Origin of the sequence: Reyranella soli (genome assembly GCF_007992495.1) — a bacterium.
GTDB classification, from domain to species: Bacteria; Pseudomonadota; Alphaproteobacteria; order Reyranellales; family Reyranellaceae; genus Reyranella; species Reyranella soli.
Window position 1 is genome coordinate 36,568 of sequence record NZ_BKAJ01000075.1, and the last position, 15,241, is coordinate 51,808.

At 66.9% G+C, this 15,241-nt stretch carries 13 protein-coding genes; 7 read left to right on the top strand and 6 right to left on the bottom strand.

Annotated elements, in window-relative coordinates:
* The first annotated feature begins 42 nt into the window (after nucleotides 1–42).
* Genes RSO01_RS21645 through RSO01_RS21660 form a run of 4 tightly spaced genes read left to right on the top strand, consistent with a single transcriptional unit; the run spans nucleotide 43 to nucleotide 4,940 of the window.
* On the top strand, nucleotides 43–546 hold the full coding sequence (locus RSO01_RS21645) for a 2Fe-2S iron-sulfur cluster-binding protein (protein WP_147151539.1): 504 nt from the start codon (nucleotides 43–45) through the stop codon (nucleotides 544–546).
* A complete protein-coding gene (locus RSO01_RS21650; RefSeq protein WP_147151540.1) occupies nucleotides 543–1,526 on the top strand; it encodes an FAD binding domain-containing protein in 984 nt (327 codons plus the stop codon). Before RSO01_RS21645 ends, RSO01_RS21650 begins: the two co-directional genes overlap by 4 nt.
* 5 nt (nucleotides 1,527–1,531) lie before the next feature.
* On the top strand, nucleotides 1,532–3,835 hold the full coding sequence (locus tag RSO01_RS21655; protein ID WP_218037421.1) for a xanthine dehydrogenase family protein molybdopterin-binding subunit: 2,304 nt from the start codon (nucleotides 1,532–1,534) through the stop codon (nucleotides 3,833–3,835).
* A 52-nt stretch (nucleotides 3,836–3,887) separates the two neighbouring features.
* On the top strand, nucleotides 3,888–4,940 hold the full coding sequence (locus tag RSO01_RS21660) for an NAD/NADP octopine/nopaline dehydrogenase family protein (protein WP_147151542.1): 1,053 nt from the start codon (nucleotides 3,888–3,890) through the stop codon (nucleotides 4,938–4,940).
* A gap of 140 nt (nucleotides 4,941–5,080) precedes the next feature.
* On the opposite strand, the gene RSO01_RS21665 is transcribed toward RSO01_RS21660, so the two are convergent.
* The 6 genes from RSO01_RS21665 to RSO01_RS21690 are packed head-to-tail and all read right to left on the bottom strand — an operon-like array spanning nucleotide 5,081 to nucleotide 12,140.
* A complete protein-coding gene (locus tag RSO01_RS21665; protein WP_147151543.1) occupies nucleotides 5,081–6,436 on the bottom strand; it encodes an LLM class flavin-dependent oxidoreductase in 1,356 nt (451 codons plus the stop codon).
* Between the two features lie 13 nt (nucleotides 6,437–6,449).
* Nucleotides 6,450–8,198, bottom strand: coding sequence for an ABC transporter substrate-binding protein (locus tag RSO01_RS21670; protein ID WP_147151544.1), 1,749 nt, complete (start codon nucleotides 8,196–8,198; stop codon nucleotides 6,450–6,452).
* 17 nt (nucleotides 8,199–8,215) lie between these two features.
* Nucleotides 8,216–9,208, bottom strand: coding sequence for an ABC transporter ATP-binding protein (locus RSO01_RS21675; RefSeq protein ID WP_147151545.1), 993 nt, complete (start codon nucleotides 9,206–9,208; stop codon nucleotides 8,216–8,218).
* Entirely contained in the window at nucleotides 9,205–10,254 is a 1,050-nt protein-coding gene (locus RSO01_RS21680) for an ABC transporter ATP-binding protein (RefSeq protein ID WP_147151546.1), read from the bottom strand. Before RSO01_RS21680 ends, RSO01_RS21675 begins: the two co-directional genes overlap by 4 nt.
* Complete coding sequence (locus RSO01_RS21685) at nucleotides 10,226–11,170, bottom strand: ABC transporter permease (RefSeq protein WP_147151547.1); 945 nt, start codon at nucleotides 11,168–11,170, stop codon at nucleotides 10,226–10,228. Before RSO01_RS21685 ends, RSO01_RS21680 begins: the two co-directional genes overlap by 29 nt.
* Before the next feature lies 1 nt (nucleotide 11,171).
* Nucleotides 11,172–12,140, bottom strand: a complete 969-nt coding sequence (locus tag RSO01_RS21690) for an ABC transporter permease (RefSeq protein WP_147151548.1) — start codon at nucleotides 12,138–12,140, stop codon at nucleotides 11,172–11,174.
* 120 nt (nucleotides 12,141–12,260) lie between these two features.
* On the opposite strand from RSO01_RS21690, the gene RSO01_RS21695 reads away from it, so the two are divergent.
* The 3 genes from RSO01_RS21695 (at nucleotide 12,261) to RSO01_RS21705 (ending at nucleotide 14,997) form a co-directional block, all read left to right on the top strand.
* Nucleotides 12,261–13,169: a LysR substrate-binding domain-containing protein gene (locus RSO01_RS21695; RefSeq protein WP_147151549.1), complete on the top strand. Its 909-nt coding sequence runs from the start codon at nucleotides 12,261–12,263 to the stop codon at nucleotides 13,167–13,169.
* A 17-nt stretch (nucleotides 13,170–13,186) separates the two neighbouring features.
* Nucleotides 13,187–13,522, top strand: a complete 336-nt coding sequence (locus tag RSO01_RS21700; protein WP_147151550.1) for a hypothetical protein — start codon at nucleotides 13,187–13,189, stop codon at nucleotides 13,520–13,522.
* 89 nt (nucleotides 13,523–13,611) lie between these two features.
* Nucleotides 13,612–14,997 carry an aminotransferase gene (locus tag RSO01_RS21705; protein ID WP_147151551.1) on the top strand — a complete coding sequence of 462 codons (1,386 nt, stop codon included), beginning with the start codon at nucleotides 13,612–13,614 and terminating at the stop codon, nucleotides 14,995–14,997.
* Nucleotides 14,998–15,241 lie beyond the last annotated feature (244 nt).

Consider the following 15,241-nt stretch of genomic DNA (forward strand, 5'->3'; position numbering starts at 1 on the left):
AGCGCGGTTGACGCGTTTTTGGCCTGCTCTCGGAGGACGACGATGGCGATCAGGATCAACGGCACCGATGTTGCTGTGCCCGACGATGCGCGCGTTTCCCTGCTCGATCTGCTGCGCGAGCGGCTTCATCTGACGGGTAGCAAGGTCGGCTGCAATCAAGGCGCCTGCGGCGCATGCACCATCCTTGTCGACGGGGAGCGGGCGCTGTCCTGCCTGACGCTGGCCGTTCAGATGGACGGACGATCGGTGACGACCATCGAAGGATTGGGCAGTGCCGAAGACCCGCATGCGCTGCAAACCGCCTTCATCGAGCATGACGGCTTCCAGTGCGGTTACTGCACGCCGGGCCAAATCTGCGCCGCGGCGGCGATGCTGCGCGAGATCGAAGCGGGTGTGCCGAGCTACGTCACGCCCGACCTGACGGCGCCTGTCCTTGTTTCGCGAGAGGAGGTGCGCGAGCGGATGAGCGGCAATCTGTGCCGGTGCGGCGCGCACAACGGCATCGTCGATGCGATCCTTCAGGTCGCGGCGGAGCGCGCGGCATGAATCCGGTCAGTTACCAACGCGCTTCCTCGATCGATCAGGCGATCCAAATGGCGGCTGGCGGCCGGGGCCGCCTGCTCGGCGGCGGTACCAACCTCGTCGATCTGATGCGGAAGGGCGTGGAGCGGCCATCCAGTCTGGTGGACGTGACGACCTTGTCGGACGCGATCGAGGAGACGAGCGAGGGAGGCCTCCTGATCGGCGCGGCCGCACGCAACAGCGCCGTCGCCGCGCATCTGCAGATTCGCTCGCGCTACCCGATGCTGGCTCGGTCCATTCTGGCGGGCGCGTCGGCGCAGATCCGCAACATGGCGACCGTCGGCGGGAACCTGATGCAACGAACCCGCTGCCTCTACTTCCAGGATGTTGCTGGCGCCCGTTGCAACAGGCGCGCGCCGGGGAGCGGCTGCGACGCCGCAGGCGGGTTCAACCGCTATCACGCGATCATCGGCGCCTCGCCCGCTTGCATCGCCACGCACCCCTCGGACATGTGTGTGGCCCTGGCGGCGCTCGATGCCCGCATCCAGGTTGCCGGGACGCGCGGCGCGCGAACCATCCCCATCGTCGACTTCCACCGGCTGCCCGGCGAGCGGCCCGATCTGGAGACCGAGATCGAGCCTGGCGAGCTGATCGTCGCCGTCGAGATTCCGCCGCCCCGCTTCGCCCGATCGACATATCGGAAGGTGCGCGATCGGGCGAGCTATGCCTTTGCGCTGGTTTCGGTCGCGGCCGGGCTGACGGTGCGCGCAGGCAGGATCGAGGAGATCGGCATCGCGTTCGGCGGCGTTGCCCCGAAACCCTGGCGTGCGTTCAAGGCTGAGACGGCGCTGCGCGGCGGCCCGGCTACCTCGCAGGCATTCGAGGCTGCACTGGCGGACGAACTGGCCGACGCCACGCCGCTACCCGGCAATGCCTTCAAGATCGAGCTGGCGCAGCGCACGCTGAGCGCCGTCCTCACCGAATTGAGCGGGAGCGACCGATGAGCAGGATGCAGAATGCCGTCGTCGAATCGGTCAAGACCGTGCTGGGATGGGTTCCGGCGCAATGGCTGCCGGGCGGCACGCCCGATCCGTTGATACTGCGTCGTGCGGCGATCGGACGGCAGGCTTCCCGGTTGGACGGTCCCGAGAAGGTCAGGGGACAGGCGCGCTTCGCCGCTGAGGTTGCGATGGATCGGCTATGCTACGCCAGCCTGGTCCATAGCACCGTGACGCTCGGGCGGATCACGCGCCTCGATACCGCCAATGCGGAGGCGGCGCCGGGAGTGATCCTGGTGATGACGCACCGAAACATGCCCAGGATCGGAACCCTTGCGCTCATCGGCTTGACCGACCTGTCGGCCGTGGGCAACAGCAGCCTGCCCATCATGCAGGAACCGGCGGTGCGGTATAACGGCCAGGTGGTTGCGGCCGTTGTCGCCGAGACGCAGGAAGAGGCGGATCATGCCGCCTCGCTCATCGAGATCGACTATGCGGTCGATACCGCCAAGACCCGCTTCGACGACGCCAAGGACAAAGCGCGCACCCCGGCGTCGATCCTGATCGAGAAGAACCACGTCTCCGTCGGCAACGCCGAACGAGAGCTGGGGCGCGCGCCGCATCGCGTCGACAACATCTATCGGACGCCGGGCCACAACCACAACGCCATCGAGCTCCATGGCGTCACGGTCGCGTGGCAAGGCGGGTCGCTGGTGGTGCACGACGCAACACAGATGATCGCGCCAAGCGCCAACGCCCTCGCCAAGCTCTTCGGCCTCAAGAAGGAACAGGTTCGCGTCCTTTCACCATTCGTCGGCGGCGGATTCGGAGGCAAGGGCCTGTGGGACCATCAGGTCGTGGCAGTTGCCGCGGCCAGGCTCGTCGACCGTCCCGTGCGCCTGATGCTGAGCCGCGACAGCGTCTACCGCATGATAGGCGGGCGCAGCCCGACGGAGCAGCGTGTGGCGATCGGCGCGGACGCTGATGGCCAGTTCACCGCGCTGGTGCATACCGGTTACTCGATCATGCCGCCCTACGGCGCCTGTCCCGAGCAATATACGCTGGGCACACGCGCGCTCTATCGCTCGAAGAGCTTCGAGATCGTCCAGCGCCATGTCGATCTCGACGTCGTGCCGAACACCTTCATGCGCGCGCCCGGCGAGGCGATCGGCACTTTCGCGGTCGAATGCGCCATCGACGAGCTCGCCCATGCGATCGGTATCGATCCGATCGAGTTGCGCCGGCGCAATGAGCCCGACCGGCACCCGATCAGCGACGCTCCTTTCTCGCAGCGCGCGCTGACGCAGGCCTATGCAGACGGCGCGAAGCGCTTCGGCTGGGAGCGCCGCCTCGCAGAGCCGGGCGCACGGCACGACGGCGAGTGGCGCATCGGCATGGGCTGCGCGAGCGGCAGCTTCCCCTATGCCCGGATGCCGGGCGCCAATGTCCGCATCACGCTTCGTCGCGACGGCTCTGCGACCGTCTCGTGCTCGGCCCAGGAGATGGGCATGGGAACCGCGACGGTGCAGGTCCAGCACGCGGCGGATCGCCTGGGCCTGCCGGTCGAGGCGATCACGTTCGAGATGGGCGATTCCGCCTTGCCGGCCGGGCCGATGGCCGGCGGGTCGTCACAAACCGTGTCGGTCGCGGGAGCGATCATGGCGGCTACGGAAAAGCTGACAGGCGAACTACTGCGCCTCGCCGGCAACGACAGTCCGATCGCCGGCCTGCGCGCCGGCGACGTCCGTCTTGTCGATGGAGGCATCGCCGGCATCAACGATCCGTCGCGGCGTGAGAGCTACCGGTCGATCCTGGCGCGTGCGGCGCGTGACGAGGTCACGGTCAGCGCAGCGGGAAGCGCGCCGCTCGAGATGCTGAAATTCGCGATGCACAGCTCTTCGGCCATCTTCTGCGAGCTGCGCGTGAGCAAGGTGACGGGCGAGGTCCGCGTGGACCGGTTGCTGGGCTCCTTCGATTGCGGGACGATCCTCAATCCGAAGACTGCGGCCAGCCAGTTCAAGGGGGGGATGATCATGGGCCTGGGGCTGGCGCTCACCGAGGAGACGTTGTTCGATGAGCGAAGCGGGCGGATCATGAACGCGACGCTTGCCGACTATCACATTCCTTCCCATCTCGACGTGCCCGAGATAGACGTGATGTGGACCGGCATCGCCGATCCACGGTCGCCGTTGGGCGCGCGCGGGATCGGCGAGATCGGTATCACGGGCGTCGCGGCAGCCGTGGCCAACGCGGTCTTCAACGCAACCGGCAAGCGGATCCGCGACTTGCCCGTCACCTTGGACAAGCTGCTCTAGCGGATCGCGGTAAAGTCCTGCTCGACCGAGTACACCTACGAAGGATTATCCTGTGCAAGTTGCCATTCTTGGAGCGGGCGCGATCGCCTATGGAAACGCCGCCCTCCTGTGCCGTGATGGGCACGACGTCGCCCTGTGGTCCCCCTCCGGTCGGCGCACCGCGACGCTCGCCGCGGGAGCGCCGCTGGTTGCGACCGGTGCCGTCGTCGGCCGCTTTCAGCCGCGCGTAGCGGCAAGCTGCGCCGACGCGTTAGCGGGCGCAGAGGCTGTGGTGGTGGCGGTGCCGGGCTACGGACATCGTCCCGTGCTCGACGCCGCGGCGCCGTTCCTGCGCAGCGAGCAGGTGGTGGTGTTCAGCTCGCATATGTCGCTGGCGGCCCTCTATCTGGCGAGCCTGCTGCACAAGCGAGGCGTCGCCACGCCGATCGCGGCCCTCGGCACGACCGTCACCACCGGACGGCAGACCGCACCCGATGCGGTGACCGTCAGCTCCGTCCGTGCCCGCCTCGACGTCGCCGTCCTGCCGGACTCCGCGGCCAAGAGGGGCATCGAGGTCTGCCGCGCGCTGTTCGGCGACCGCTTCGTGGCGCGTGACGGGCTGCTGGCGATCGCTCTCAGCAATCTCAACCCGCAGAACCACCTGGCGATTGCGCTGTGCAACCTCACCCGCATGGAGCTGGGCGAGGCCTGGGGGCAGAACCGCCACATCACGCCGGCGGTCGCGCGGCTGATCGAGACACTCGACGCCGAGCGCCTGGCAATCGCTGCCGCGTTTGGCCTCACGGTGCGCACCATCCACGAGCATTTCCATCTGTCGTTCGACGTACCGATGGGCCCGCTCGCCGAGATGACCCACGCGCTGGCGCAGCGCCCCACGGACGTGAACGGCCCGACCACGCTCGACAGCCGCTACGTCACCGAAGACGTGCCGTTCGGCCTGGTGCCGACGATCCGGCTCGCGGCACTCGCCGGCGTGCCGGTGCCGCTGCACGAAAGCGGCGTGCGGCTGATGTCGGCGCTCTATGGCCGCGACTTCGCCGCCGAGAACGACATCCTGCCGCGCCTCGGGCCGCTGTCGCGCGAGATGCTGGGCGCGCCGGGCTGATTTAGGTCGATCCGTCGTCCCGACCGGAGCGCGAAGCGCGGAGTGGAGGGACCTTCTCTCGACGATAAGCGGATTGTCGTGGAGAGAAGGTCCCTCCGCTGCGCGTCGCTGCGCTCGGCTCCGGTCGGGACGACGGAGTTCTAATCGCTCGCAAGCGCCGTGCGCTGGCGACCCGCGGTGTGGCGGTTGACGTACTCCGGCAGGCCGAGATTGCCACGCAGCGTGGTGCTCTCGTATTCGCTGCGGAAGCGGCCGCGCCGGCGCAGTTCGGGCACGACCAGCTCGACGAAATCCTCCGCGCCGTGCGGCAGGTGGGTCGGCGTGAGGTTGAAGCCGTCGGCCGCCTCCTCGTCGATCCACTGCTCCATCACGTCGGCGACGTCCTCGGCCGTGCCTTTCAGCAGGAGGCCGCCGCTGCCGGCCGACTTCTTCTGATAGAACTGGCGGATGGTGAGGTTCTCGCGCTGGGCGAGGTTCCACATGTTGTAGGCGATGCTGCGCACCTTGGCGTTGACCGGTTCCGGCACCGGCCCGTCCAGCGGATGGCCGGAAAGATCGCCGAATGCATTGAACAGGCTGGCGAGACCGACCAGCGGATCGATCAGCTCCTGCAGCTGGTCGAACTTGGCCTGCGCCTCCGCCCGCGTGCGGCCGACGATGGTGGTGACGGCGGGCATCACCTTCAGGAGATCCGGTGCGCGGCCGTACTTGGCCATGCGCGCCTTCAAGCCGGCGTAGTAGGCCTTGGCGCCGGCGAGATCGACCTGGGCGGCGTAGACGACATCGGCATTGGCCGCGGCGATCTCCTGGCCCTGCTCGGCCGCGCCCGCCTGCACCAGGATCGGCCGTCCTTGCGGAGTCGGCGGCGCATTGAGCGGGCCGCGCACGGAGAAATGCTTGCCGCGGTGATTGAGCACGTGGAGCTTGGCGGGGTCGTAGAACTGGCCCGACGCCTTGTCGTGGACGAAGGCGTCCGCTTCCCACGAATCCCACAGGCCGGTGACGACGTCGACGAACTCCTTCGCGCGGTCGTAGCGCGTGTCGTAGTCGAGATGCGCGTCGCGGCTGAAGTTCCAGGCTTCCTGCTCCGACCACGAGGTGACGATGTTCCAGCCCGCCCGGCCGCCGCTGATATTGTCGAGCGAGGCGAACTTGCGGGCGATGTGGAACGGCTCGTTGTAGGTGGTCGAGGCGGTCGAGACGAGCCCGATATGGCTGGTCGAGGCCGCCAGCGCCGACAACAGCGTCAGCGGCTCGAGCTCGGCATTGCGGTTGCTGCGCGCCAGCGATCCCGGCGGATTGTCGTCGGCGCGGATGCCGATGCCGTCGGCGAAGAACACCATGTCGAACTTGCCGCGCTCGGCGATGCGGGCGCTGTTGAGGAAATACTTGAAGTCGGTCGCGCCGCCGGGCGGCACCTCGGGATGACGCCAGGCGGCGTCGTGGTAGCCGAGGTAACGCATCGAGAGTCCGAGCTTCATTTGCGTCTTACGCATCGAACGCACTCCTTCAGTAAACGTAGCCGGCCTTTTCCATGTACTTGCGCGCCAGATCGAGGTCGTAGGCGATCGGCTTCAGGAGATCGTGGTCGTATTCCGGCGCCGACCAGGCCATCGGCACGGTGCCGGGATTGCCGTAGCCGCCGGCGATTTCCTTGACGATCTGCTCGCGCGGCATGGCGTGGCTGATGGCCTGGCGGATGTAGGCGGCGGCTTCCGCCGCCCGCGACGGGTCGCTCTTGCCGAGCGGGGTCTCGATGCCCAGGCCGAACACCGGATGCTTGAGGTTGTAGCAAATGTGCTGCCACTTGTAGGAATCGAAGGTCAGGACCTTGCCCCACTTGGGATCGATCGTGCTGACGACGGGGCCGATGTCGTACATCGGGTCGTGCGCGTCGATCTCGCCGGCCTTCAGCGCGCTCAGCACCGAATCGGTGCCGTTGATGTTGACGACATAGAACGTCTTGACGTTGCCGGTATGCGGCTTCCAGTAGGCCTCGTTGCGCTTGAAGCCATAGGCCTTGCGTGCCGGGTCGAAGCCCATCGGGATCCACGGCCCGGTACCGACGGCGCCGCGGGCCGTGAAGCTCTTGCCATCCGAGGTCTTGACCGTGTAGCTGCCGAGCCAGGTGCTGGCGACGTGGCTGCGCAGTGCCTCGGGCTTGATGTCCTTGTAGGCGTGCGCCGGCATGATGGCGAAGGCGCCCATCAGCGTGTTGAGGAAGTCGATACTGTAAGTTGGCAGGTCGACGGTGATCTCGTGCTTGCCGGTGACCTTGTAGGCGCTGGTGTCGCCGAAGACGCGGGCGCAGACCGCCTGCAGCTGCGAGCCGTACGCCTTGTTCATCATGGTGTCCCAGGTGAACTTCACGTCTTCCGCCGTGAACTCCTCGCCGGAATGCCACTTCACGCCCTGACGCAGCGTCACCACCCAATGCTTGCCGTCGGCGGACATGGTGTGGCCGGTGGCGAGCGCGGGAACGAGCGTCTTGTCTTCCCAGCTCTTGTATTCGTAGAGGCGGTTGTAGGCCGGGCCGAAGACGTTCGAATCGCTGTAGCCGATGGAGTACATCGGGATGAGCGAGCTCGGCGGCTGCCAGGAGGCGAAGGCCGCCGTGGCATCGGCCCCGGCGCCTTCGATCGTCCAGCGCTCGGGCTGCGGATAGAAGGTCGGCGTGTAGGTGGTGGCGTCGAAGCCCTTGAGCTTCGGGTTCACCGCGACCACGTCCTGCGGGTAGAACAGGATCGTCATCGGCTGGATGTCGTACCAGCGCTTCTCGAAGTCGTGGTAGGCCTTCAGCCGGTCGGCTTCGTTCAGGCTGCTGTCGACGGCGCGCAGCGAGCGGTCGATCTCCTTGTCATCGACGTAGTAGAAATTCTGGCCGTTGGGCGGCATCTCGGTGCTGCCGAACAAGGCGTAGGGCGACGGCTTGATCGACGAATAAAGGTATCGCTCGAGATAGCAGTCCCAGCCGCCATCGACGTGGGTCTTGCCGTCGCCCTTCGCGCGCCGCGGCCCGATCACCGTGAACGGCGCGAAGCTCGACACCACGTCGATGCCGATGCGCGACATCTGCGCCGCCGCCAGCGTGCCCCACACCATGCGGGCCGGCTGGTTGTTGGGGATCATCATGTAGAGCTTGAAGAACGGCGTCGCTGCCCTGCCCGGCCCCGCCACCGCGGTGAGCGCGCTGGCGAGCGAGGCCTGCAGGACGGTGCGACGGCTCGGCGTGACGTTCGAGGAAGACCTGGTGCTCATGGGCAAACTCCAATCGATCATGCAGGGTTGTGGCAGGCGGCCTGGGTATTCGGTCCCATCGGCTGCAGCACAGGGACCTGCTCGCGACAGATCGGCAGGGCGGCGGCACAGCGGGGATGGAAGGGGCATCCGGCGGGGCGGTTCATGGCGCTCGGCACCTCGCCGCGCAGATGCACGCGCTGGTCGACGGCGCCGGGACTCGGCACCGGAATGGCGCTGATGAGGGCCGCGGTATAGTGATGGCGCGGCCGCGCGAAGATCTCGTCGACGGCGCCGATCTCGACGATGCGGCCGAGATACATCACCGCCACATGGGTCGAGATGAAGCGCACCGAGCTCAGGTCGTGCGAGATGTACAGGTAGGCGACGCTGAGCTGGTCCTGCAGGGCCGCCAGCAGGTTCAGGATCTGCGACCGCACGGAGATGTCGAGCGACGACACCGGCTCGTCCAGCAGCACCACGTCCGGCTCCACCGCGAGCGCGCGGGCGATGCCGACGCGCTGGCGCTGGCCACCACTGAATTCGTGCGGGTAGCGCACGCCGTTGCGCGGCTCGAGCCCCACCCTCTCCAGCAGGGTGGCGATGCGGTCGCCCCAGTCGCGCTGGTGCTGCGGCGCGTGCACCCGAAGCGGCTCGCGCAGCGCCTCGTTGATCGTCCAGCGCGGATTGAGCGAGAGGTACGGATCCTGGAACACGTACTGCATGCGCCGGCGCACAGCGAGCATGGCGGCGCGGTCGGTTCCCGCCAGGACCGGCCGGACATCCTGCCCATCGAGGCGGACTTCGCCGGCGTCGGCGCGCACGAGATCGAGAATGCTGCGGGCGGTCGTCGTCTTGCCGCAGCCGCTCTCGCCCACCAGGCCGAGCGTCTGGCCCGCCTGCAGCACGAAGGAGACGTCGTCCACCGCGCGCACGGTGCCGGTCTGCTGCCGCGCGAACAGGCGCCTGAGGCCGCGTCTGACAGCACGGTAATGCTTGCGCAGTCCACGAACCTCGAGCAGCGCCGTCATGGCGTTTCCTCGCCCGGCGAGCCGCGGCGCAGGCAGCTGACACTGTGGCCCGGCGCTACGAGATGCTCGCGCGGCATGGTGCGGCGGCATTCGGGTGCGGCTTCCGGGCAGCGGTCGTGGAAGCGGCAGCCCGGCGGCGCATGCAGCAGGTCCGGCGGCCGCCCGGCGATGCTCGGCAGCACGCGCCGCGCGCCGCTGTAGCTGTGGTCGATGCGCGGCACGCTCTCCAGCAGGGCCCGCGTGTAGGGATGCTGGGGCGCGTTGAAGATCGTGTCGGCGTCTGCGGTCTCGCAGACGCGGCCGGCGTACATCACCGTGATACGGTCGGCCATGCGCGCGACCACGCCCATGTCGTGCGTCACCAGCACCATCGACATCGAGAGCCGCTGGCGCAGATCGGCCAGCAGGTCGAGGATCTGCGCCTGGATGGTGACGTCGAGCGCCGTCGTCGGCTCGTCCGCCAGCAGCAGTGCCGGCTCGCACAGGAGCGCACGGGCGATGCCGACGCGCTGCTTCATGCCGCCGCTGAGCTCATGCGGATACTGCCGCAGCCGCGCTGCCGGATCGCTGATGCCCACCAGCGTCAGGAGCTCGGCCGCGCGATCGAGCGCGGCCTGGCGCGACACGCCGGTGTGCCAGCGCAGGATCTCTGTCAGCTGCTGGCCGACGCTGAGGATGGGATTGAGCGAGGTCGCCGGGTTCTGGAAGATCATCGCCATCCGCCGTCCACGGATCTCTGCCAGCCGCTTGTCGGGCTGCAGCAGCAGGTTCTCGCCCTCGAACACGACGCGGCCGGCGACGATGCGCGCCGGCGGCGGCGCCAGCCGCAGCAGCGTCAGGCTGGCGACGGTCTTGCCGCTGCCGGATTCACCGACGATACCCAGCGTCTGCCCGGTGCCGACCTGGAAATCGACGCCGTCGACCGCCCGCACCACGCCGTCGCGCGTGTGGAAGTGCACCTTCAGGCCTTCGACCGCCAGCAGCGGCCCAGGCTGGCCCGCCTTCGCGGGCGACGGGTCAGGCGCGGACACGGGGATTGAACGCATCGGTCAGGCCATCGGCCAGGAGGTTGAAACCAAGGACGGTCACGAAGATCGCGGTGCCGGGCGCCAGGCAGGCCCAAGGCGCCACCTTCAGGGACTGGTAGTTGAAGAACAGGATCTGGCCCCAGGAGATCGACTTCGGATCGCCGAAGCCCAGGAAGCTCACCATCGCCTCGGCCAGGATGGCGCCGCCGATCCCCAGCGCCACCAGCACGATCAACGGCGGCAGCGCGTTGGGCAGGATGTGGCGGAACAGGATCTCGCGCGGCGTGGTGCCGATGCAGCGCGCCGCCTCGACGAACTCGGCGTGGCGCAGCCGCAGGAATTCGGCGCGCGTCATGCGCGCGATCTGGGGCCACGAAAACAGGCCCAGCAGCAGGATGATGGTCATCAGGTTGAAGTTGGGAATGCGCTCCAGCGGCGTTCCCACCACGATGATGCCGAACAGCCGCACCACCGCCAGGATCACCACGAACACCGGCACGACCATGAAGAACTCGGCGCCGCGCATCAGCGCCTCGTCGGTGAAGCCGCCGACGTAGCCGGCGACGCCGCCGACCAGCACTCCAATGAGCGAGGCGATCAGCATCGCGCCCAGCCCGACCGCCAGCGCCGTCGGGGCGCCGTAGATGGTGCGGCTGAGCACGTCGTAGCCGTTGCGGTCGGTGCCGAGCCAGTTGCGCGCGCTGGGAGCGGCGTTGGAGGCGCCGCGCAGCATGGCGGCGTTATCGTTGGGATCGTAGGGCGCGACGAACGGCCCGATGATCGCTGTCAGCACCACCAGGGTCACGAGCACCAGGCCGATCATGCCGGCGCGGTTGCGACGAAAGCGGTGCCAGGCTTGCCGCCAGACACCAGCGGGCGGGCGCTGCAGCGTGGCGAGGACGCTGACCGGGGAGGAGGCGAAGTCGGCGTCCATGTCAGCCCAACCGGATGCGCGGATCGATCACGACATAGGCGATGTCGGTGAGCAGGGTGGCCACCACGAGCATGACCGTGATGACCATGGTCACTCCCATGATCACGGGATAATCCAGCTGGTGGATCGCGGTGATGTAGAGCGCGCCGAGGCCGGGCCAGGTGAACACCGTCTCGGTCACCGGGGCGGTGCCGAGCATCAGCCCGAACAGCGTGCCGAGATAGGTCAGCTGCGGGATGAAGGCGTTGCGCAGCGCATGGTGCAGGACCACGCGGCGGGCCGGCAGGCCGGACGCCCAGGCGGCGGTGATGTAGTCCTGGCGCAAGACGTCGACCAGCGAGGACCGCATCAGGAGCGTGAGCGTGGCGGTGTTGAACACCGTCAGCATCGCCACTGGCAGCACCATGTGCCACAGCCCGTCGATGACCATGCTGCCCATCATCAGGTTGCGCGTGGAATAGGCGCCGTAGGAGGGCAGCACGCCCAGCCAGTAGGAAAAGATCAGGATCAGCACGATGCCGACCAGGAAGCCGGGCAGCGAATGGCCGAGCATGGCCGACGAGACGATGCTGAAATCCGCCCAGCCGTGCTGCCGCATCGCCGCGATCACGCCCGCAGCCGTCGCGATCAGGGTCGACAGCAGGATCGCGGGCAGCTGGAGCTTCAGCGTTTCCAGCCCGTACACTTCGAGCAGCTCGCCGACCGGCTGGTTGTAGATGATGCTGGTGCCGAAATCGAAGTGCACGATCGACCACAGCCATGCGCCGTAGCGGTCGATGAAGTTGCCGTCGAGGCCGTAGTACCGGCTGAGGGTGGCGATCATCTCCTCGGATACGCCGGGCGTTTCCGACAGCAGGATCTGGATCGGGTTGCCGATGGCGTTGATCAGGGCGAAGAGAATGAAGCTGACGCCGAGGATGAGGGCGGCGGAGAAGGCCAGGCGGCGCAGGAGGAAGCGCAACGCGCCCAATTACGGCGTCCTGTGAAACGGGGCGATCCGGCTCATTCCGGCAGCATGGGTGCCCGAAAAGAGCTAGGGAAATGCTTTATATTTCACATACCATAACATTCTATTATAGGATGTTTTCCTGTGAAAATACGCCAGCTAGAGGCTTTTCGGGCGGTCATGCTCTGCCAGACCGTCACGCTCGCCAGCGAGATGCTGCATATCTCGCAGCCGGCGACGACGCGGCTTCTCGCTGACCTCGAGAGGTCGCTCCGGTTCAAGCTGTTCGATCGGGTCAAGGGCCGGCTTTATCCGACAGTGGAAGCGCGTGCGCTCTATGAGGAGGTCCAGCGCTCGCTGGTCGGCGTCGATCGCATCTCCCGGGCCGCGGACGAGATCAGGGATCTACGCCGCGGCACCTTGCTGATCGCGGCGGCGCCGGCGATCGCCCTCTCCTTCCTGCCGCACGCGATCGCGGATTACCTGAAGACGCGGCCCGAAGCGCATGTGTCGCTCGCCATGCATTCGTCCCGCACTGTCGTGGACATGGTGCTGGGCCAGCGCTGCGACGTCGGCTTCTCGATGCTGTCGATCAACCACGCCGGCGCGCATGGCGAGCGCCTGATCTCGACGCGGATGGTCTGTGCCTTGCCGGCGGGACATCGGCTCTGCGCGCGCGATACGGTCAAGCCGACCGACCTTGCCGGAGAGCGTTTCGTCGCCCACCCGCACAGCGTCGAGTCGCGCCTGCGGATCGACGCGTTGTTTGCCGCTCATGGCGTCGAGCTGAAACTGCAGATGGAAAGCCAAGTGTCCCACGCGGTCTGCTCGTTCGTCGAGGCGGGAGCCGGTGTCTCCTTGATCGATGCGATCAGCGCCTGGGGCTATCGGGGAACGGGTGTCGTCTTCAAGCCTTTCGAACCATTGCTCACCGCCGACTTCGCCTTGCTGACGCCCACCCAACGGCCGACGCCGTTGTTGCTGAAGTCATTCGTCTCTCACGTGCGGGAGTTCGCTGTGGCGGAGCTCGGCCCGAGTGTCGTAGCCTCCTGAAAGGGGGTGAGGCGCCCATGCCCGATATCCCGAAGCGACTGAAACGGCTGCTGCGCGAATACGCCGCGCGGGCTCATGAGGCCGAGCTTCATCAAGCCCTGGTTCCGCTGGCCGAGGCCTTCAAGCGATGGGAGCGTGGCGAACTCGACAGCTTCGAGCTCAACGACCTCATCCATCGATTTCACCAGGGCGACTCGCGCGAGGTCTATGTCCGGTACATCAGCCGAGATCATGAACCCGCGTTGGCCCACGCCATCGCGACCGGACTGATCGACCGGACGGCCATGCCGGGCGGACTGTTGGACCACCTCGCCCGTCTGATCGAACTTTTCGAGCAGACCGAGAGATCTTAAGCCGCTTCCAACACGGCACTTCCGGCGGACGCAGCGCGTCTATATCGTCTCCTGGTTGCTGCCCCGCCACTCGATCGCCAGAGGCCGTGATGTCACTCACCAACGCACCCGATCCCGCCATCCGCGAAGCCGTCGTGCAGCAGGACCTGAAGAACGTCCTGCATCCCATCGTCCAGCACAAGGCGCTGGAGGCCAAGCAGATCGTGGTGACGGGCGCCGAAGGCTCGACGATCTACGATGCCGACGGAACCGCCTATCTCGACGCCATGGCCGGACTGTGGTGCGTCAACATCGGCTACGGCCGCGCCGAACTGGCCGGAGTGGCGGCGGAGCAGCTGCGGCAGCTTGCGTATTTCCCGCATACCGCGATGAACGTGCCGGCCGCGGCGCTGGCCGAGAAGATCAACGAGCTGATGGGCGGCGGCTATCACACCTACTTCGTCAACTCGGGCTCCGAGGCCAACGAGGCCGGCTTCAAGATCGCCCGCCAGTACATGAAGCACGAGCATCCCGGGCACTATCGCTTCAAGACCATCAGCCGCTACTTCTCCTATCACGGCACCACTCTTGCGACCCTGGACGCCGGCGGCATGGGCGAGCGCAAGGCGAAGTTCGAACCGTACTCGGGCGACTTCGTGCATGTCGCCCATCCCCATTGCTATCGCTGCCCGTTCGGCCTCGAGTATCCGAGCTGCGGCTTGGCCTGCGTCAAGAACATGGAGACCGCCATCCTGGGCGAAGGCCCCGAGTCGGTCGCCGAAGTGCTGGTCGAGCCGATCATGAGCGGCGTCGGCGTCGCCGTGCCGCCCGACGAATACCTGCCCGAGGTCGAGAAGCTTTGCCGCAAGTACGGCATCCTTCTGCACGTCGACGAGGTGATCAACGGCTTCGGCCGCACCGGCAGAATGTTCGCCCACCAGCACTATGACGTCGCGCCCGACATCGTCGCGATCGCCAAGGGCATCTCGAGCGCCTACCTGCCGATCGCCGCGACCGTGGTGAAGAACAGCGTGTTCGACAGCTTCTACGGCGAGGCCTCGGAAAACCGGCAGGTCGGGCAGGTCAACACCTACGGCGGGCACCCGGTCTCGGCCGCGGTCGCCGTGCGCAACATCGAGATCCTGGAGGCCGAGAAACTCGCCGAACGCGCCGCCGACGTGGGCGCCTATCTGCAGGACGGGCTGCGCACCTTGATGAAGAAGCACAAGGTCGTCGGCGACGTCCGCGGCAAGGGCCTGCTGATCGGCGTCGAGCTGGTCAAGGACCGCACCAGCAAGGAGCCGGTCAGCCCGCAGTCCATCACCGCCGTTCACGAGTTCTGCCGCGACAACGGCCTTCTGATCGGCCGGTCGGTCGGCGGGCGGCGCTACGGCAATACGATCACCATGTCGCCGCCGCTGGTGATCACCCGTGCCGAGTGCGACCGGATCGTCGAAACGCTGGATCGCGCGTTGTCGACCGTGGACTTCAGCTGAAAGCGGTCAACCGAAATACGCGCCGCGCTTCTTGGCAATCATCCTGGACAGCCGGCTATCCATCCTCGCGGCCGACAAGAACGGACCCGCGCGACGATGGCCGAGGATGTCAGCCAACGCGGCACGCTCCCGAAGAACCTCGATGGACTCGGTCAGATCGCGTATACTTTACGGTGATACCCAGTCGTACTCCCCGTCAAGAATTAAGAGCCGTATCCGTCGTCAACGACAGATGAGTTCTGAG

Bases quoted from the DNA above. Each gene is read 5' to 3' on its own strand.
- RSO01_RS21645 (WP_147151539.1), top strand. From the start codon at position 43: ATGGCGATCAGGATCAACGGCACCGATGTTGCTGTGCCCGACGATGCG.
- RSO01_RS21650 (WP_147151540.1), top strand. From the start codon at position 543: ATGAATCCGGTCAGTTACCAACGCGCTTCCTCGATCGATCAGGCGATC.
- RSO01_RS21655 (WP_218037421.1), top strand. From the start codon at position 1,532: ATGCAGAATGCCGTCGTCGAATCGGTCAAGACCGTGCTGGGATGGGTT.
- RSO01_RS21665 (WP_147151543.1), bottom strand. From the start codon at position 6,436: ATGCGTAAGACGCAAATGAAGCTCGGACTCTCGATGCGTTACCTCGGC.
- RSO01_RS21670 (WP_147151544.1), bottom strand. From the start codon at position 8,198: ATGAGCACCAGGTCTTCCTCGAACGTCACGCCGAGCCGTCGCACCGTC.
- RSO01_RS21675 (WP_147151545.1), bottom strand. From the start codon at position 9,208: ATGACGGCGCTGCTCGAGGTTCGTGGACTGCGCAAGCATTACCGTGCT.
- RSO01_RS21680 (WP_147151546.1), bottom strand. From the start codon at position 10,254: ATGCGTTCAATCCCCGTGTCCGCGCCTGACCCGTCGCCCGCGAAGGCG.
- RSO01_RS21685 (WP_147151547.1), bottom strand. From the start codon at position 11,170: ATGGACGCCGACTTCGCCTCCTCCCCGGTCAGCGTCCTCGCCACGCTG.
- RSO01_RS21700 (WP_147151550.1), top strand. From the start codon at position 13,187: ATGCCCGATATCCCGAAGCGACTGAAACGGCTGCTGCGCGAATACGCC.
- RSO01_RS21705 (WP_147151551.1), top strand. From the start codon at position 13,612: ATGTCACTCACCAACGCACCCGATCCCGCCATCCGCGAAGCCGTCGTG.